Source organism: Veillonella magna DSM 19857, assembly GCF_000428745.1.
Lineage (GTDB): Bacteria > Bacillota > Negativicutes > Veillonellales > Veillonellaceae > Veillonella_A > Veillonella_A magna.
Map to the genome: position 1 here is coordinate 71,398 of NZ_AUAN01000005.1, position 19,718 is coordinate 91,115.

The 19,718-nt window shown below is 42.9% G+C and carries 16 protein-coding genes and 1 other RNA gene; all 17 read right to left on the reverse strand.

Going from position 1 to position 19,718, the window contains the following annotated elements; translation table 11 throughout:
- Positions 1–8: 8 nt before the first annotated feature.
- The 17 genes from G344_RS0102095 to G344_RS0102170 all read right to left on the reverse strand — a co-directional run bounded on the left by G344_RS0102095 (position 9) and on the right by G344_RS0102170 (position 19,634).
- The gene (locus G344_RS0102095; protein ID WP_420864495.1) at positions 9–2,756 is read right to left on the reverse strand and encodes an FtsK/SpoIIIE family DNA translocase; all 2,748 of its coding nucleotides are present in this window, start codon (positions 2,754–2,756) and stop codon (positions 9–11) included.
- Between the two features lie 86 nt (positions 2,757–2,842).
- Positions 2,843–4,150 carry a replication-associated recombination protein A gene (locus G344_RS0102100; protein WP_028254750.1) on the reverse strand — a complete coding sequence of 436 codons (1,308 nt, stop codon included), beginning with the start codon at positions 4,148–4,150 and terminating at the stop codon, positions 2,843–2,845.
- A 122-nt stretch (positions 4,151–4,272) separates the two neighbouring features.
- Positions 4,273–4,445, reverse strand: a non-coding RNA gene (gene ssrS, locus G344_RS11610) — 6S RNA.
- Positions 4,446–4,598: 153 nt separating this feature from the next.
- Entirely contained in the window at positions 4,599–6,395 is a 1,797-nt protein-coding gene (aspS, locus tag G344_RS0102105; protein ID WP_028254751.1) for an aspartate--tRNA ligase, read from the reverse strand.
- Between the two features lie 5 nt (positions 6,396–6,400).
- The gene (gene hisS / locus G344_RS0102110) at positions 6,401–7,672 is read right to left on the reverse strand and encodes a histidine--tRNA ligase (RefSeq protein ID WP_028254752.1); all 1,272 of its coding nucleotides are present in this window, start codon (positions 7,670–7,672) and stop codon (positions 6,401–6,403) included.
- 6 nt (positions 7,673–7,678) lie between these two features.
- Positions 7,679–9,118 (reverse strand): coproporphyrinogen dehydrogenase HemZ, encoded by a 1,440-nt coding sequence (gene hemZ / locus G344_RS0102115; protein ID WP_028254753.1) that lies wholly within the window; start codon positions 9,116–9,118, stop codon positions 7,679–7,681.
- Positions 9,108–9,581 (reverse strand): Fur family transcriptional regulator, encoded by a 474-nt coding sequence (locus tag G344_RS0102120; RefSeq protein WP_028254754.1) that lies wholly within the window; start codon positions 9,579–9,581, stop codon positions 9,108–9,110. Before G344_RS0102120 ends, hemZ begins: the two co-directional genes overlap by 11 nt.
- On the reverse strand, positions 9,578–10,642 hold the full coding sequence (locus G344_RS0102125; RefSeq protein ID WP_028254755.1) for an AI-2E family transporter: 1,065 nt from the start codon (positions 10,640–10,642) through the stop codon (positions 9,578–9,580). The genes G344_RS0102120 and G344_RS0102125 overlap by 4 nt, the downstream gene beginning before the upstream one ends.
- Before the next feature lie 11 nt (positions 10,643–10,653).
- On the reverse strand, positions 10,654–11,274 hold the full coding sequence (locus G344_RS0102130; protein ID WP_028254756.1) for an MBL fold metallo-hydrolase: 621 nt from the start codon (positions 11,272–11,274) through the stop codon (positions 10,654–10,656).
- Positions 11,275–11,296: 22 nt separating this feature from the next.
- On the reverse strand, positions 11,297–11,746 hold the full coding sequence (gene dtd, locus G344_RS0102135) for a D-aminoacyl-tRNA deacylase (RefSeq protein ID WP_028254757.1): 450 nt from the start codon (positions 11,744–11,746) through the stop codon (positions 11,297–11,299).
- On the reverse strand, positions 11,746–13,983 hold the full coding sequence (locus tag G344_RS0102140; RefSeq protein ID WP_038154749.1) for a RelA/SpoT family protein: 2,238 nt from the start codon (positions 13,981–13,983) through the stop codon (positions 11,746–11,748). Before G344_RS0102140 ends, dtd begins: the two co-directional genes overlap by 1 nt.
- Positions 13,984–13,995: 12 nt before the next feature.
- Positions 13,996–15,987, reverse strand: a complete 1,992-nt coding sequence (gene recJ, locus G344_RS0102145) for a single-stranded-DNA-specific exonuclease RecJ (RefSeq protein ID WP_028254759.1) — start codon at positions 15,985–15,987, stop codon at positions 13,996–13,998.
- A gap of 324 nt (positions 15,988–16,311) precedes the next feature.
- Positions 16,312–17,730, reverse strand: a complete 1,419-nt coding sequence (hydG, locus tag G344_RS0102150) for a [FeFe] hydrogenase H-cluster radical SAM maturase HydG (protein WP_028254760.1) — start codon at positions 17,728–17,730, stop codon at positions 16,312–16,314.
- A 259-nt stretch (positions 17,731–17,989) separates the two neighbouring features.
- Positions 17,990–18,274 carry a 50S ribosomal protein L27 gene (gene rpmA, locus G344_RS0102155; RefSeq protein WP_004696430.1) on the reverse strand — a complete coding sequence of 95 codons (285 nt, stop codon included), beginning with the start codon at positions 18,272–18,274 and terminating at the stop codon, positions 17,990–17,992.
- A gap of 12 nt (positions 18,275–18,286) precedes the next feature.
- Positions 18,287–18,601, reverse strand: coding sequence for a ribosomal-processing cysteine protease Prp (locus G344_RS0102160; protein ID WP_028254761.1), 315 nt, complete (start codon positions 18,599–18,601; stop codon positions 18,287–18,289).
- Between the two features lie 3 nt (positions 18,602–18,604).
- Entirely contained in the window at positions 18,605–18,916 is a 312-nt protein-coding gene (rplU, locus tag G344_RS0102165) for a 50S ribosomal protein L21 (protein WP_028254762.1), read from the reverse strand.
- A gap of 154 nt (positions 18,917–19,070) precedes the next feature.
- Positions 19,071–19,634, reverse strand: coding sequence for a manganese efflux pump MntP (locus tag G344_RS0102170; RefSeq protein WP_028254763.1), 564 nt, complete (start codon positions 19,632–19,634; stop codon positions 19,071–19,073).
- Positions 19,635–19,718: the final 84 nt, after the last annotated feature.

The following is a 19,718-nucleotide window of genomic DNA, read 5'->3' on the forward strand; positions in this document are numbered from 1 at the left end:
AATTCCTCCTATGTATTATCATTTGTATTCGAAAAATATAACTGTTTTACTTGCTCACGGGACATAAGAATATCTCGTGCTTTGCTACCATTATTGGGACCGATGATTTTCATATCTTCCATCGTATCCACTAAACGTGCCGCTCGCGTGTATCCTATACGAAAACGCCGTTGCAACATGGAAACCGATGCTTGTCCTGAATCCATAACCAAGTCTACCGCCCGTTCCAAGTATTCATCGCGCGGCTCTTCCTCTTTTTCTTCTTCCGTTGTCGCTACAGCTTCTTCCTCTGCCGCTGTTACAGATTCATCATATTCCGGTTCATCTTGTGTCTTTACAAAATTTACTAGACTTTCAACTTCATCATCAGAAATGAAGGCTCCTTGAATTCGTATCGGTTTATTAGCTCCTATAGGATGGAAAAGCATATCACCTTTCCCTAATAATTTTTCGGCTCCTGCCATATCAAGGATAGTTCGAGAATCAATCTGTGTCGCTACTGCAAAAGAAATTCGACTTGGCACATTTGCCTTAATTGTACCTGTTATTACATTAACCGATGGACGCTGCGTAGCCAACACCATATGAATCCCTGCAGCTCGTGCTTTTGCCGCTAACCGATTAATCGATTCTTCCACATCCGGCGCTGTAAGCATTAAGTCTGCCATTTCATCGATAATAATTAAAATAAATGGCATTGCCGTATCAGGGTGTTGCTCGTTATAGCTGTCTATGTTACGTAAGCCCACCGTAGCCAACGTACGGTAGCGTGCCTCCATCTCACGAACTGCCCAACGTAATACAGCGGCTGCTTTCTTCATATCCGTCACAACCGGCACCATCAAATGAGGGATACCGTTATAATTCGACAGCTCTACCATTTTAGGATCCACCAAAATTAACTTTACTTCTTCCGGTTTACGACTGAATAAAATGCTGGCAATCAATGTATTTACGCAAACCGATTTACCTGAGCCCGTCGAACCTGCAACCAACAAATGTGGCATTTTTGCCAAATTAGTTATGATAGCCTTACCTGCAATATCTTTCCCCAAGCCCACAGGAATACCACCTTTGGCCTTTTTAAAGTCGTCAGATTCCAACACATCTCGTAAATGTACTGGAGAAACGGTTCGATTCGGCACTTCAATGCCTACTGCCGATTTACCGGGAATAGGTGCTTCAATACGAATATCTGTAGCCGCTAGGCTTAGCTTCAAGTCATCGGTAAGATTTAAAATTTTGCTCACCTTTGTCCCCGGTGCCGGCTCCAGTTCATAGCGCGTTACCGTCGGCCCCTTCGTGGCATTAACAACACGAGCCGTTACACCGAAGCTTTTTAAAGTAGATTCCAAAGTAGTTACATTCTGGTTGATTTCCTCTGCCGATACTTCACTGGGTTTACCTTTAGATAACATTTCCAGCGAAGGAAAGCGATATAAGCGCTCCGGACGCCGAGGGCGTTGTTCCCCTTCCGTAGATACAGCCACAGCAGCAATATCCGCATCAGTACTTTCCATAGTCGGTACTAACGTCGATGTATTCTCTGCAGCATTCCGAACAGATGTATCTGGAAGCATTGGCGACACCCCACCTGCCATAGCTTGGGTCTGACTCTCAGCGTGGAGGTCCATTTTATTTTCGCAGTCTTCCGTATCTTCTAATCGGTTTTGATCAACTTCTATCCCATCATTAGCCGTAACAGTCTCTTCTTCCGCGCTTACTTGTAAGTCGTATTTCTCATGCTCTGCAGTGTGTTCTTCTTCTTGTTCTACTATTGCAGTCTCCCAAGGCATACGCTCTATCTCAGCAGAGCTAATTATTCCATCACTATCGGAATCAAACTCTCTATCGCCATTGGAATAGAGATTATTCTTACTACTATTCTCCTTATGCTGCTCTTCTTCTGCCCGAGCCAGTTCTAGCGCTGCTTTCTCTTTGGCATCCGATGATGTTTGTGAGGCGGCTAAAATAGCCTCGGCTGCCGCACTTCGACCAAAACGTGTATCTTCAACTTGATTATATACTGCATGCTGAGACTTGCGTTGCTCATTCCACTCTTCAAAACGCTCTTTCACCACTTGTGCCGTTTCACCGGCCATACCGATAGCCTTATCTAACCCAACCTCTGTATGTTCTTTAGCCTTATGAAGACCCTTTCGTAAAGATAATCGTGTAATAAGAAGTAAGCAGCTTATCAATAGAATAACTGTCAACAATAGGCTACCCACGTCACCTACCAAAGACCTCAACATAGCAGCTAATGCGCCACCAATAATGCCACCCTTAGTAGTCAATACATCCGTATCCAGTTCATGGCCTGCATCAACCGACACTAAAGGAACTATTGTAACAAGCAAAAGGAATAAGGATGAAAAAAGAATTCCTCGCCGTGTTATTCTCAAACCATTTTCCGAATATAACATGCGCCATCCCATATACCCAAAAAAGAGCACCGGAATCATAGCGCCAAGACCAAAGGCATACATAAAGACCTTTGACATAAACTCACCTACGGTTCCCATGGGATATCCTATAATGCCTAACAGTATAATAATGGCAAACACCATTACCAATAATCCTTTAATCTCCTTACGCAGGGTAAAACCTTTTCCGGATGCTGCCTTTACCTTTGTCGCCGTGGCCGTATTCGATGTTGCTTTACGTACGACGCGTTTGCGTTGTGTGCTATCGCCGGCCATCTTTGCAGTTGTCTTAGCCTTTCCGGCCGTTGTCCTTTTTTTCCGTTCTGCCATCTATACAGTACACTCCTATTACGTTAATCTATAATCTCTTCAACAATCCATTATAGCACATAACCAATGAATATACCTATACTCCATCATATTTTTTCGCCTGTACGTTCGCACCAATTTGAAAGTATTTCTTTTTCTTTTCCCCGTCGTATTCCCTTATAATATACAGTCCCTACTAATTCATTCGGTAAATATTGTTGCTTTACATACCCATTCGGATAATTATGTGCATACTTATATTCGGTCCCGTGTCCTAATTTAGATGCACCACTGTAATGCGTATCTCGTAAATGCAACGGAACTTCTCCATTTACTTGATGCCGCACTGCCGCAATAGCACTATCGATTGCCAAGTAAGCGCTGTTACTTTTAGGAGCTAACGCTACATATAAAGCCGCTTCCGATAAAATGATGCGTGCTTCTGGAAACCCCACCAAATGTGATGCCTGTGCCGCTGCATTCGCCACCACCAAAGCATTCGGATCGGCCAAGCCTACATCTTCTGCTGCGCATATAACGATACGCCTTGCAATAAAATTAGGATCTTCGCCGGCTTCTATCATTTTTGCCAAGTAATAACTGGTTGCTTGTGGATCGGAACCGCGCATGCTCTTAATGAACGCTGAAATTGTGTCGTAATGGTTATCCCCTTTTTTATCATAGCTGTATATGCGTCGACCGATAACCTGCTCCAATACCGTTCCATTAATAGTACCGCCATCTTCAATCATAGCCGCCGCTTGTTCTAAGATATTGAGAGCCATACGGGCATCTCCATTGACAAAAATTCCTATTTCTTCCAATAAGTCTTCCTCAGCCTTTAATTTTCGATGGCCCAGCCCTATATCAGCATCTGTCAATGCCCTTTTTAGTATGTTGGCGACTGCTTTTGGCGACAACGCTTGTAAAGTAAGCAATCGCAGACGGGACAGCAACGGACGATTCACTTCAAAAAATGGATTTTCTGTAGTTGCACCGATTAAAATAATCGTACCATCCTCAACACATGGTAAGAGTACATCCTGTTGACTTTTATTAAAGCGATGAATTTCATCTAAGAATAATATTGTTCGTTGCTGAAAGGCACGAACGTGTTTACGTGCCTCTTCAATGACATTACGCAATTCACCTGTACCCGTATTAGTAGCATTCAATGAAACGAAACGACTATGTGTCATTTCTGCAATAATCCGAGCTAATGTCGTCTTACCCGTACCCGATGGCCCGTAAAGAAGTAATGACGGTATCGTATCCTTCTCAATCATAGCCCGCAAAAAACTGCCCTTTCCTACCACCTTTTCTTGACCGTAAAAATGGTCCAGTGATGTAGGTCTCATACGTACCGCCAGAGGTTCAAAACTATGTGTTTCCAGCGATGCAAATAAATTGTCCATTGCCATATCTTGATCACCTCTCTCAAATTATCATTCGTCGCTTTATCCTTTTGTAAATGGTCATTCTATTAAATTATACACAAAAAAGGTCGCTTATGGCGACCTTATAAAGTACATATAAAAAGAGCCCCACCATGCCGTATATGTACCGCGTTTTGATCCTGCAAGGGCAGGTGGGTGCCCTCCTCATAACATTGCTGTCCTTCACAGGCGTAGCGCCGATACAAGAGTCCAGGCTCCCTAAGTTAATATGTTGGCTCAAAACTGCGATACCACACGCACACAGCAGGGATATCTTTGTTATTATATTAACAGAATAATCCAGTATTTTCAAGGCTTTTCACAAATGAAGTAATACTCATTTGATATTGTGTAGGTCTTGACAATTACAAATTGTTCTTTTCAACACCCCGCCCCGTGAACTGTACATCTCAACAAGACACCTTAATTATACTAGCTTTTCTTTTGTTGTATCCGTCTTAATGTGAAGCTCACGCAATTGCTTTGGTGCTACTTCGGACGGAGCTTGGCTCATGAGGTCAGAAGCACTTTGTGTTTTCGGGAAAGCAATTACATCACGAATAGATTGTCGTTTTGCCATGAGCATAACAAGGCGATCCAACCCAAATGCGCAGCCACCGTGCGGAGGTGCACCAAACTGGAAGGCATCCAGCATAAAGCCAAACTTCTGGCGACTTTCTTCCTCAGATAACCCAATGGCTTTAAATACGCGTTCCTGTACATCCGACTGATAAATACGGATACTACCGCCACCGATTTCGACACCGTTCAATACCATATCGTAAGCGATTGCTTTCACATCACCCGGTGCTGTTTCTAATTTATCCATATCTTCTTCGCGCGGAGAAGTAAACGGATGGTGCATAGCCACATAACGTTTTTCTTCTTCACTGTATTCGAACATTGGGAAGTCCGTTACCCAAGTGAATGCCAACTTATCTTCGTCAATAAGATTCATGCGGCGTCCCATTTCTAATCGAAGTTCGCCTAATGCTTTGGCTACTACGGCAGGTTTATCGGCAATCATAAGTACCAAATCACCGGGCTGTGCATTCATGGCTTTACCAATGGCACGAATCGTATCCTCACCGAGGAATTTCATAATCTGGGATTTAATAGAGCCGTCTTCATTAAAGCATGCCCAGGCCAATCCCTTAGCACCATACTGTCCTACGTAATCAACCAACGCATCCAATTCACGGCGCGGAATACCGGCATCTCCCGGAACTACGATTCCCTTAACGACACCACCATTGTCAATAACACTGCGGAATACCTTAAATTCTGTATCCTTCACTAATTCTGTTACATTCGTAAATTCCATACCGAATCGTAAATCCGGCTTATCGGAACCGTATTTATCCATGGCTTCATCCCAGGTAATACGATGCATCGGTGTCACCACATCTACGTTCATGGCTTCTTTAAAGACATGTTTTACCAAACCTTCCAATAGAGCCAAAATTTGTTCCTGATCAACAAAGCTCATTTCCAAATCCAGCTGTGTGAATTCCGGCTGACGGTCAGCTCGCAAATCTTCGTCACGGAAACAGCGAACAATTTGGAAGTATTTTTCATAACCGGCCACCATTAAAATTTGTTTAAAAATTTGAGGAGACTGCGGCAACGCATAAAAAGTTCCCGGATTCACACGAGACGGTACTAAGTAATCGCGCGCCCCTTCCGGTGTACTTTTCGTTAACATCGGCGTTTCAATTTCAAGGAAATCTCGAGAATCCAAATAATCGCGCATAGCCTTGGTCACACGGTGACGCAACATTAAATTACGTTGCATTTCTGGACGACGTAAATCCAAATAGCGATACTTCAAACGAATATTTTCATCAACATCTACATTATCCTGAATGTAGAACGGCGGTGTCTTAGAGCTATTCAAGACACGAAGTTCTTCGCAGTACATTTCATAGGCACCGGTAGCCAAATTCGGATTTACTGCATCTGCATCACGCTTAGTGATAGTACCGCGTACACAAAGCACATACTCATTGCGCACATCTTCTGCTTTATGGAACGATTCCATATTGTGATCCGGAGAAGCTACAATCTGTACAACCCCGGAACGGTCGCGCAAATCGATAAAGATAAGCCCGCCATGATCGCGACGTCGTTCTACCCAACCGCAAAGAACAACCTCTTTACCTACCTGTTCTTCGCTGATGGTACCACAACCATGGGTACGGTGCAAACCTTTCATTGTTTCCATTATTGTCATCCTTTCACTAGTGAAGTTACCCGATCTACTATCGCATCGATAGCTACGGTTTCTTGCTCGCCATTTTCCATATCACGAAGGATAGCTTCACGACGAGCCAATTCGTCATCACCCACTATAATAACATATTTTGCATTAATTTTGTTAGCATGTTTTAATTGGCTTTTCATACTTTTTGCTTCACCACTGGTTTCCGCAATAATATAACGTTCACGAAGTTCTTTCACCAATGTAAAGCCTGCTACCTTGGCGGCATCTCCAAGAGAAACCACGAATACCGATGGTTCCTGTACCTCTTCCGGCAACAACCCTTGTTTTTCCAAAGCTAATAACAGTCGTTCCATTCCCATGGCAAAGCCAACTGCCGGTGTATGAGGCCCATCTAATTCCTCTACTAAACCATCGTAACGACCGCCACCGGCCACTGCACTTTGTGACCCCAACGGTGCATACTGCACTTCAAAGGCTGTTTTGGTATAATAATCCAAACCGCGCACCAAACGAGGATTCACATTATAGTTAATCCCGGCTGCTGTTAAATATTGTTTTAATTCTTCAAAATGATCATGACACTCGTCACAAAGATTTTCATGAATTTCCGGAACACCTATCGTTAATGCCTTACAACTTTCATTCTTACAGTCCAAAATGCGCAACGGATTTTTATAGAGACGCGATTTACAGTCATCACAAAGCTGATCTTTCTTCGGTTCAAAGAAAGCTATGAGCTTATCACGATATGCCGGACGACAATTCGGGCATCCTACCGAATTAACCTCTACACTTAAATCTTTCAAACCAAAATCCCTAAAGAGTTGCAAGACTAACATAATAACTTCTGCATCTGCCATCGGCGCCTGTGTTCCCAACACCTCTACGCCAAACTGATGAAATTGACGATAACGTCCTGCCTGCGGTTTATCATGACGGAACATAGGCCCGATATAGAACCATTTTGTTAATGCTTCTTGACCGTAAATTTTATTTTCCAGGTATGCACGCACTGCTGATGCGGTATTTTCCGGACGCAATGTATAGGTTTGCTCCTTTTTGTCACCCGTGGGGAATGAATACATTTCCTTTTGCACTACATCGGTAGTCTCACCGATACCACGCAAAAATAAACCTGTTTCCTCAAACATAGGTGTGCGAATTTCCTGAAAGCCATATGTCTTACAAAGTTTACGAATACGACCTTCGATATAATGCCAGTTTGCTATTGTGCTGGGCAAAATATCCTGTGTTCCTCTCGGTTTTTGAATTGCCATCGTTCCTCAAGCCTCCCAAAATTGTTCACATCGCTCTCGGCGTTTTGCCAACAGCGTATCCAATGTATCAATATAAACCGACACATCCTTCGGCGTATGCAATTGCAGTTGACGGAATTCCGGTGCGCGCATCCATTTCGATGAGCTCCCCGGTCCGACGGCTACAATTGTCTGCCGCTCTTCCATAATACGAATATTATATTCGCAGGCATAACCAGGCAGAGTATAGCCTATATTTTCCATCTGCCCCGTCATATATTTCTGTCTGTATAGATAATACGGCACATAGCCTATCTTACGCAAGTATTCTCCTGCATAAGAAACCATTTCCTCTACCTGCTCTTCTTCAGGTAGTAACGCCGTTTCCCTCATATCATAGAGAGGACTGCCTTTTTTTAATGCCAATGTATGAATTGTAACATTTTCCGGCATAGTACGACAAATGAATTTCATATTTTCCTGCATATCCGACATTGTCTGTTGTGGTAATCCAGCAATAAAGTCCATATTGATTGCCAAAGAGGTATGCTCTCGTACATAGTCATATAAATCAACCACAGCCCCAGCTGTGTGGGCGCGACCGACAGCCTTTAATATATGATCCTGCATACTTTGCGGATTAATACTCATGCGATTCACACCATGTCGAAGCATCGTATCTATTTTTTCCGGCGTTACCGAGTCAGGGCGACCAGCCTCCACTGTAAATTCCTTTCCTTCCATGCGTAACATAGCCAAAGCCTCTACGACCTTCTCAAATGCTTCATGATTTAAACTGGTCGGAGTTCCGCCCCCCATATATAAGCTGTCCACGCTTAGGTTAAATTCTCTTTGCAAAGCCGCCAGTTGTGAAGCATCCTGAACAAATGCTTGCACGAATTCATCCAATCTATTGTATTGCTGTACAAGTCCAAACGGAAAAGAGCAATATGTGCAATGGCTCTCGCAAAAAGGAATTCCACCATACACGCTGATGCGTCGATTGCTTTCTTCATCGACTGCCACCCATGGTCGTTGCAACTCTGTAATCGACTGTAATATAGACAACTTCTCCAGGCTTATGTCATATCTATCCCTCAGTATTTGTGCCGCTACCCCCGCTTTACCTGTCTCATCCCACAATTTGTGAAAAAGCTTGGTTGGACGTACGCCGACTAAACTACCCCACTTTCCCACGCGGATAAACCCTTGGGCTTCGCGTAAATAATACAACACATCACGTCCAATAATACGCCGCCCCTCAGCTGTAGCCTCCGAGGAAAAACGCTTTGTCTGTTGATTCGGTCCAACTATGCAAAGTGTGTAGAAACCATTTTCTTCCGAACCCGTTAGACGCCATGCTACCTCCTCACCGTGAGTAGCAACAAACAGTCCGGCACCAGCACAATTATGAGCTACTACCGATCCTAGCGGTAACGGCCCTTCGTAATGATACTTATTGTGCATTGCGCGCTTCTTCTTCCTCTTTCATTTTTTCCTGACATTCACCACAGTAACCATACACTTTGAGCTGATGGTCAATAGTACGGAAGTTTAATTTTTTTGCGATAATAGATTCCAAGGTTTCCAGCATATCGTCTTCAAATTCTTTGACACAACCACATTTCACGCAGATTAAGTGATGATGGAAATGAGAGAATTCTTCATCATTCAACTCGTAACGATTACGACCATCTCCAAAATCAAGACGCTTTAACAAATCCAATTCCGTAAATAAATCCAATGTTCTATAAATTGTAGCCAAGCCGATATCCGGTGCTACTGCTTTTACCAGTACATATACATCTTCTGCACTGAGATGCTTTTCTTCTGCATCAATGAATGCCTGTAAAATGGTTTGTCGCTGCGTGGTTAATTTATATTTCTTGTCTTTAATACGTTCTTTTAATTTTTCTAATGTTGTGTTCATAACGCTCCATCCTTTTTGTAATACTGATTAAAATACCAAAGTTTATTGATAACAATTTGTAATATAGCGGTAATAGGAACCGCCGTCATCATGCCGATAATACCGTATAGATATCCTCCGATAAAAATAACTGTAATAATTACCAAAGGATGTAGTTTAATGACACGGCCCATAATCTTCGGCATAATAATTTGTCCATCAATTAATTGAATTACCATATAAGTAATCATAACTTGTAAAGCTAATGTACCACTACTCAAAGCTGCTAGAATAATAGCCGGCAATGCCGCCGCAATAGGCCCTATAATGGGAATCCATTCAGCTATACCGGCTAACAATGCCAAAACTAAAGGATACGGTAAATCAAAAATGTACGCCACCACAGAAATAATACAAAACATATTAGTCGCCAGTACCAATTGCCCTCGCAAATAGCCACCCATCGTATGATGTACTTGATTGACAATCTCATCCAAATGTGAAGCTATCGGTTCTGAAAAGATAGAAACCATACGTTGTTTCAATATACGCCCATCCTTCAGTAAGTAAAAAGTCATGATGGGCACTAGTAACAGCTGTAATAATGTCGTTGCCAACGATACGATAGCAAAAATCCCACGCTGAGCTAGGTCAACGCTATAATTTCCTATTTTATTCAGCGTACTCCCAATGAGCCCGTTTATCTCCGGCGGTAACACCAGCGCATATTGCGCTTGTGTTTCTTTCCATACATGAAGAAGCTGATTAATAAGTACCGGCAAATTATTTAACAGCTTTGTAAATTCTACCAAAAAGGGGACAATAATATATTGAATAATAACTACTGTCGCCAACGCTACCAATAAGAAAGCCGGCAAAATGGCTAGACTCCGTGGAAACCATTTCAACCCCACTCTTTTCCGCGTATAATCTTGAATACCATTGACTACCGGCAAAAGAATTACAGTAAGTACTAACGCCAGTAGCAACGGTAAGGTCACTGGCGTAACCCAGATAAGCAATGCTACACCAGCGACCAGCAATAGCAAGCGTAACCAGTATTGGGTCGATCGCTGTACCATAGTTTCACCACCTATCGCACGAAAGGATTATATTCTTTCTCATGTGCTATCGTTGTTTCCGGACCATGCCCCGGGTATACGACCGTTTCTTCCGGTAGGGGAAATAGCTTCTCACTGACAGCTGCCACCAAATCATCAAACGATCCACCGGGAAAATCTGTACGCCCCACAGACTCCCTAAAGAGAGTATCTCCGGCCAATAAAACTCCTTCCCCGTAATAGCACACGCCACCCGGTGTATGTCCCGGCGTTTCAATTACTCGAAAAGATAAACTACCACAAGAAAGAATATCGCTCTCCTTGACATGACGAACTTCACCATGCGCTTCTACAGTACTACCACTATACACACTCAGATTCAATCGACTGTCCGTCAAAAAGGGTTCATCCTTTTTATGCACATAAATCGGACAATGATAGGTATCCACTATCGGCTGTATGCCACCGATATGATCACTATGTCCGTGCGTTAGAACCACACCTAAAGGATTTAATTTTTTTTCTTGCAGTACCTCTACTACATGTTCACCGTCCGAACCCGGATCAACTACCAAACATTGATTGCTTTGTTCATCCACAACAATATAGCAATTCGTGCCCAACATTCCCAAGGGCATTCTATAAAGCTTCATACACATTACCTCATGCACAGCATTAAAATAATTTCTTACTATCTAACAAAATAGTAACCGGCCCATCATTAACTAAGGCAACTTGCATATGGGTCTGAAATTTGCCGGTATCTACCTTGACACCCAATGCCTGACAGGCTTCTACAAACTCTTCGTATAACGCATTCGCTCTGTCCGGTGAAGCTGCCCCTTCAAAGCCCGGGCGTCGTCCCTTACGCACATCACCATATAAGGTAAACTGTGAGACGACTAATAATGAACCGCCGATATCACGAAGAGATAAATTCATTTTTTCATTTTCGTCTTCAAAAATCCTGAGATTACATACCTTCTCTGCCAGATACGCCACATCTTTGCTGTTATCCTCTTTTCCTACACCGAGCAGAACTACCAGTCCTTGCTCGATAGCTCCAGTAACATCACCTTCCACCGTTACCCTGGCATCAGTAACACGCTGTATAACTGCCCGCATTACGCACCTCCGTTATTGGCACGCTGTACCGTGTATACATCACGAATACGCCGCACTTTTGTCATTACAAAATCAAGCTGTGACAAGTCTCTAATTTCTATAATCATTGAGATATGTGCATTCTTTGTATCGTCTACTTTAGCATTAATATTGACAATGTTGATTTTCATCTCCGACAAAGTAGCCATGATTTCCATAAGCATACCGCCGCGATCATAGGCCATAATATCGATAGCCACCTGGAAATTATCACTTGTTGCCCCATCCCAAGAAACCTCGATCATGCGCTCCACATCTTCCGAAGTATGACCAATATTCGGACAATCCGCGCGATGGACGGAAACACCGCGCCCTCGCGTAATATAACCAATAATTTCATCGCCCGGCACCGGATTACAGCAACGCGCCATTCGAACCATTACATCAGCTTCGCCTTTGACCAAAATCCCATTGCTACTTTTCTTACGCACCGGTTCATGGCTCTTCAATTTTTCGAGCATAGCCATCGTATCTTTACGATTATCTTCTTTTGCCTGATCTCGTTTATACATATCAATCAAGCGAAGTAATACGGAGTTAACCGGCACGCCGCCATAACCTACGGCTGATAACAGTTCCGTTTCGCTACCCGCATTTAATGATTTAGCGATTTGCTCCATACGTCCCGACTTGTTGAGCGCTTTCCAATCATAGTTAAGACGCTTTGCCTCTTTTTCTAACAACTCGCGTCCTTTGACGATATTCTCTTCTCGGTTTTCCTTTTTAAACCAATTACGGATTTTGCTCTTACTTTCCGTAGAACCTACAATATTCAACCAATCTAAGCTCGGCTTACCGTTTTTCGACGTAATGATATCTACAATGTCGCCATTTTGCAAAGTATAATCCAAAGATACAATTTTACCATTTACCTTTGCCCCTACACATTGATGTCCCACATCGGTATGAATACGGTAGGCAAAGTCTAACGGTACGGCCCCCTTGGGAAGCTTCATCACATCGCCGCGCGGTGTAAATACGAAAACTTCGCCGGAGAACACGTCTAATTTAAGAGCATTCACTAATTCCTTCGGGTTGCTGGCATCCTGCCATTCCAATACTTGGCGAAGCCACCCTACTTTTTGATCAAAATCCTTGTCGCCACCTTTATTACCTTCTTTGTAACGCCAATGTGCCGCTACACCATACTCGGATACACGATGCATTTCCCAAGTTCGAATTTGTATTTCGACGGAGTGTCCCATCGTGCCTATAACTGTGGTATGCAACGACTGATACATATTTGACTTCGGCATAGCAATATAATCTTTAAAACGATATGGCAACGGCTTCCATAAACTATGGGCAATCCCCAACACGGCATAGCAATCGGGAATTGTATCAACGATAACACGCACCGCATATAAATCATAAATCTGCGATAAATCACGGTTATCCTTCTTCATTTTTTTGTAGATACTATAAAAATGCTTTGGGCGCCCTTTTACATCTGCCTTAATATGCGCTTCTTCCAAAGCCTTTTTTAACTGTACCATCGTATCATTAACGATTTCTTCTCTGGCTTTGCGTTTTTCTTTCATCTGCTCAACCAGATCATAGTACTTGTCCGGTTCCAAGTAACGGAATGATAAATCCTCTAACTCCCATTTAATATTGAAAATCCCTAAACGATGGGCCAATGGTGCAAAGATTTCCAGCGTTTCCTTAGCAATGCGTTTTTGTTTATCACTGCGCATATGCTTCAGCGTGCGCATGTTATGTAATCTATCACCCAATTTTATAACAACAACACGCACATCCTTAGCCATCGCCAATATCATCTTACGGTAATTTTCCAGCTGTTGATCTTCTTTTGTCTGATATTGGAACTGATTTAACTTCGTCACGCCATCAACCAAAAATGCTACATCCTTACCGAACATCTCTTCGATTTGCTCTAACGTGTATTCCGTATCCTCTACCACATCATGCAGTAAAGCCGCAATAACTGTAGTCGCATCAATCTGTAGATGCGCCAAAATAGTAGCGACTGCCAACGGATGCAGAATGTACGGCTCCCCGGAGGCACGCTTCTGAGGCGCATGTGCTTTATCAGCTAATCGAAACGCCTCCATAATGCGTTCACAATCGGCATCATCCAAATAGGATTTCACGATATCCATTAAACGCCCCAAGGCTTCTTCTTTATTAAAGGTGCTGTTCTCAACCAGTACCTTGCCTTCTTCATTTTCTGCCATATAACACACCTCCTACGAGCTATACTTCAAGAATGTTAATGAAGTAATTAACTCTAGCTTTTCTTTTATATGACACCAACGGTACAGCATCATACCATCCGGTGATGTTTCTTCTTTTAATATGCCTAACTCTTTAAATACATCCAAAGACAAAATAGCCTCTCGATCCGACTGATTGGCCGGATGATGGTGAATTACCTCATTTTCAACAATATATCGCGGCGCGGTAGCACTGCGAAATACTGATTTAACCACCAGATACATCTCACGCAAACCATTTTCTGTCAAACGAGCTCTTTGTCTTTCCATCGGAGATATATCTTGTATGACCAACTGAGGAGAAATCCTGCCTTGCCATTCATTCTTTTGTAACGTAACTGCCATTTTAACCGTTTGATTAGGGAATATCTCGCGATGATATGCTTCCCCCTGCCATGCGATGGCATCTAAAGGAGCCCCTTCAGTGTCCAATAAAATCTTACAATGATTTTTTTGCTGCCCCATTAAATACACATCACGAACGGTAACTTTAGGCAGTGCAAATACAGGCGTACTGTTTCCCATACCGTACGGCTCCAACGTTTCGATTTGATCAACCAGTTCTACGGTAATTTCCTCTGTTTCCAACAATGCATCAATATCGACAATCGGCACATAATCTTCACTGCTAAGATGCTCTTCACAATACGCTGTCAATCGTTCCCGCAATGCCGGAATATTTTCTACGGCAATACTAAAACCTGCCGCCTGTCTATGTCCGCCAAACTGTATTAATAAATCCTCTGCTGATTTTAGTGCCTCATAGATATTACAGTTTTCAATACTGCGACATGATCCTTTGCCAACACCATCATGAACACTTATAACCAATGTGGGCCGATAAAATTCCTCTACCAATCGTGAAGCCACAATGCCGATAACTCCGGGATGCCATTCCTCACCGGCAACAACAATAACCTTATCAGCACTCTCACCTTGATTAAGTACATCTCTATGCGCTTCCTCGTAGATACTGCGTTCGATCATCTGCCGTTCTGTATTTGTAGCCTGTAACTCCTCTGCAATGGCCACCGCTGCCTGTGGATCTGTCGTTGTTAACAGCTCAACGGCTCGCGTAGCATGTGTCACGCGCCCGGCTGCATTAAGTCTCGGAGCTAAAGTAAATCCGATATGCCCGGCATTAAGCTTTCGTCCCTCCAAGCCAGCTACCTTGATAAGCGCTTCAATACCTAAGTTGGGAGATTCTTCCATCTTGCGAAGTCCTTCTCTAACAATAATACGATTCTCACCTACCAGCGGAACCACATCGGCTATTGTCCCCAATGCCACGATATCCAAATCTTCCCGATAACTCAATCCTGTCCTCCGGTGCCAGATCGCTTGGCATAATTTGAATGCCACTCCAACTCCGGATAGGTTCTTGTCCTCGTACATGCACCCCGGTTGTTTCGGATTGACCACGGCAGCAGCCCGTGGTATTTGATCCGGCGCATTATGATGGTCAGTTATAATCATCTGTAAACGCTGGCGGACACCTTCCACAATATCATAAGAACTGATTCCACAATCCACTGTAACTACCAGTCCAACACCGCGTTCTATAATATGTTCTAATGCTTCCTCATTTAGACCATATCCTTCACTTTGTCGTTCAGGAATATAGTAGGTAACATCTGCTTCGCAGCGTTTCAAAAAACGATACAGCAACGATGTGGCTGTAATACCATCCACATCATAATCTCCATAAACAACAATAGGAACCTTGTTCGTTATAGCCTCTTCTATAGTGGCTACTGCTTTTTCCATCCCCTTGAGTCCAAACGGATCCGGCAACTCATCCATGGTCCCTCTTAAAAATGCTGCCGCGTCCTTTACAGACCCTAAACCTCTATTTACCAGTAACTTTGCCACCACCGGGTACACACCGATTTCTCGTACTAAGCGTTCTTCCTCTGCCGTATCACCGGTAGCGATTCGCCACCGCCTCTCTTTACTCTGCTTCATATATCTCACTGCCTCATCTATTTCGAATCCTCGAAACTACTTTTTTCTTCGCTAGTCTATTATCATTATCAATATAGGTACATTATACACCATTCAACTTCCTAATAAAAGCCCATATTTTCGTATTCCATCATTACTTCACCAGATAATAAAAAATGAGTGGTTATCATTTAGAATCACCACTCATTTTCTATTCATTGGTATATATTCTGTTATATTGCCAGAACTAACTGTATTATTTTATAACAGCTCCTGCACTATCATTAGTTGGTGCGTTCTCCGGAATTGGCCATTACATATTTTTATATCTTTTCCAACCATCTATTAAAAACGGAAATCGCGTTCCCCATCTTCCATTTGTGCAATGTAATTACGGGCTGTTTCCTTAACCTTTTCATTCTTAATAGATGCTAGTTGCTTATCAATTACGCGTTGCCCCACTTCGGTTGTTTCGTCTGTTGCATAGTCTAACAGATATTCCTTCAACGTCATCAACGCATTAGGCTGACAACAATTGGAAATCTGACCACTTTTAGCCAATGCCATGAAGCGATCACCTGTACGCCCTGCTCGATAACAAGCCGTACAGAAGCTTGGTACATAACCAAGGCCTAATAACCATTCGACAATTTCATCCAAGGAACGACGGTCACTGGTATCAAACTGTGCCGAGTTATCATCAGGCAACTCTTCTTCTGCATAACCACCTACACTAGTACGGGAGCCTCCGCTGATTTGAGAAATACCCAATGCCAAACCACGTTCACGCATGCGCTTACTTTCGCGAGTAGACATAATCATACCCGTGTACGGTGTAGATACGCGAATCAAAGCTACAATCTTTTCAAAAATATCATCCGGCACAGCATTGCTGAAATCATCCACATCAATATCATCAGCCGGACAAATGCGCGGTACGCTAATTGTATGCGGGCCTACACCGAAAACAGCTTCCAAATGTTCCGCATGCATTAGTAAGCCGACAAAATCGTAACGATAATGTTCAAGGCCATACAACACGCCAATACCTACATCATCAATACCACCCTGCATGGCGCGGTCCATAGCTTCCGTATGGTAAGCATAATTACTCTTAGGACCATGAGGATGAAGCATTTCATAATTTTCTTTATTATAGGTTTCTTGGAATAATGTATACGTACCGATGCCTACTTCATGAAGCTTCTTATAATCTTCTACTTCGCAAGCGGCAATGTTTACATTTACGCGACGAATTTCGCCATTTTTATTTTTAATACTATAAATAGTTTTAATACAATCCAAGATATATTCAAGCGGATTATTAATCGGATCTTCACCGGCTTCGATAACAATGCGTTTATGCCCCATAGCTTCCAAAGCCATAACTTCTTCCCGTACCTGCTCCTGCGTCAATTTTTTGCGGGAAATGTGGCGATTCTTTGCATGGTAAGGACAGTATACACAACCATTAACGCAGTAATTAGACAAATACAACGGCGCAAAAAGAACAATACGGTCACCATAAATTTTCTGCTTAATTTCTTTCGCCAAAGCAAACAGCTTTTCCTTGTACTCAGGCAACGGGCATTCTAGCAATACAGCTGCTTCACGGTGATTCAATCCCTTGTAAGTAGCTGCCTTAGCCAAAATTTGATCTAAAAGCTCTCTGTTCTCTTTATTAGCTTCCGCATAAGCTAAGGTATCTAAAATTTCTTCATGATTAATAAATTCCTCTGCTTTGGAGGAGCGAACATCATACATACGTATCTCCTTTACTCTCGGTGCATACAACCCGATATTCAGCCACCTACCTGTTAATGCCATTAGCAGCTTACATACCGATTACCTCCCCAATGATTCTCACCGGGGTATTATAATTATGCATAAAACTTATATCATACCCATTTCACCGGATATGTACTAAGTATACCTCATTTAGATGATTTTGTGAATGACCGTAGCTACAATTACACGCAAAAAGAGCCGAAGACCTTGGCCTTCGGCTCCAGTGTATATGCTTTTACGCTTCTACAGGGTAAACGCTTACTTTACGGTTATAACGACCTGCACGTTCAAAGGCAACCTTGCCCGGAACCAATGCAAACAACGTGTCGTCCTTACCGATACCAACGTTGGTACCCGGATGGAAATGAGTTCCGCGCTGACGAACGATGATGTTACCGCTCTTAACGATAGAACCATCATGGCATTTCACACCAAGACGTTTGGATTCGCTATCGCGACCATTACGTGTACTGGATACACCTTTCTTATGCGCAAACAACTGCAAATCAAAAGTAAACATTGTGTTCACCTCCTACGTTTCACTAATCTTTACAAATTCACTATACTGACGACTGATTTCAGAAAGCCCGAGAATCATTGTCTCCAATATAGCTTGTCCGCTTTCCGTTATAAGACCGGAAAGCTCAATCCGGCACTGACCTTCGCCGTTCGAATAGTGTCCCTTCTGTTTCGCTACTTGCTCAAGTCCGACAATAGCCGTACAAGACAAGGCTGATACAGCAGCACACACTATGTCATAGCCCGCTACATCATACCCGGCATGACCGGAAATTTGACAGGCCCGGACGAGGCCTTCCGCATCACGATCAACTACAATCGAAATCATAGCTTATGCCTGGATGGAGTCAATGCGAACTTTAGTGAACGGCTGACGATGACCCTGGCGACGACGATAATTAGATTTAGCTTTGTATTTGAAAACCAAAATCTTTTTAGCCTTACCATGTTCAAGTACAGTACCTGTAACCTTTGCACCGTCCACAAGCGGAGCGCCTACTTTAACATCACCGTCGTTAACAACAGTTAATACTTCGTCAAACGTTACGGTTGCTTCAGCAGCAGCTTCCAATTTTTCAATGGTAATAACATCGCCTTCTGCAACGCGATACTGTTTACCACCGGTTTTAATGATTGCGTACATTGTGACACCTCCTTGTTTTCGAACTCGCTGAATACGGTACCCGACGTGGAGTCGGAATTTACTACCCCTCCATGCGGCTGCAATAGCTTAGGCGTACCCAAACTACGACTTAATAAATATAGCAAAAAAGGACGGTTCTGTCAAGAATCGTCCTTTAAATAATTCCCAAATGCTGCAATAAAATCTTAGTACCAATAAGAACCAATACGATCCCTCCAATAATCTCTGCTCGTCCACGCAATAGCTTTGCCAGTTGATGTCCCAGATAAATACCAACTAATGAAATACCAAAGGTAATAATTCCTATAATACCGGATGCCCAGAGTACATTGACCGACAAAAAGGCCAATGTAATACCTATCGCTAATGCATCAATGCTGGTAGCCAATGCTAACATCAGCATTTCCTTCCAGTCCATGAAAAGACATATATCATCATCAGCATCCTTATGATAGGCCTCGCGAATCATATTTATACCAAGATACCCAAGGAGTGCAAAAATAATCCAATGATCGTATTCACTGATAATATCGGCTAATTGTGCACCTACCAACCAACCTATAATAGGCATTCCCATCTGAAAAAGCCCAAATAAGAAAGGTAATACTACCTTCTTATATTGTTCCTTAGGTCCGATACAAGGCGCTTTGGCTACCGATACCGCAAAAGCATCCATGGCCAATCCCACCGCCAACAATACAATTTCAAAGCCACTCATTACTCTTCTTCACTCCAAGCTATATACTTATATCTATAATCTTGACACTATCATATGCCTTCTATGGTACCTTGCCTAAACTTA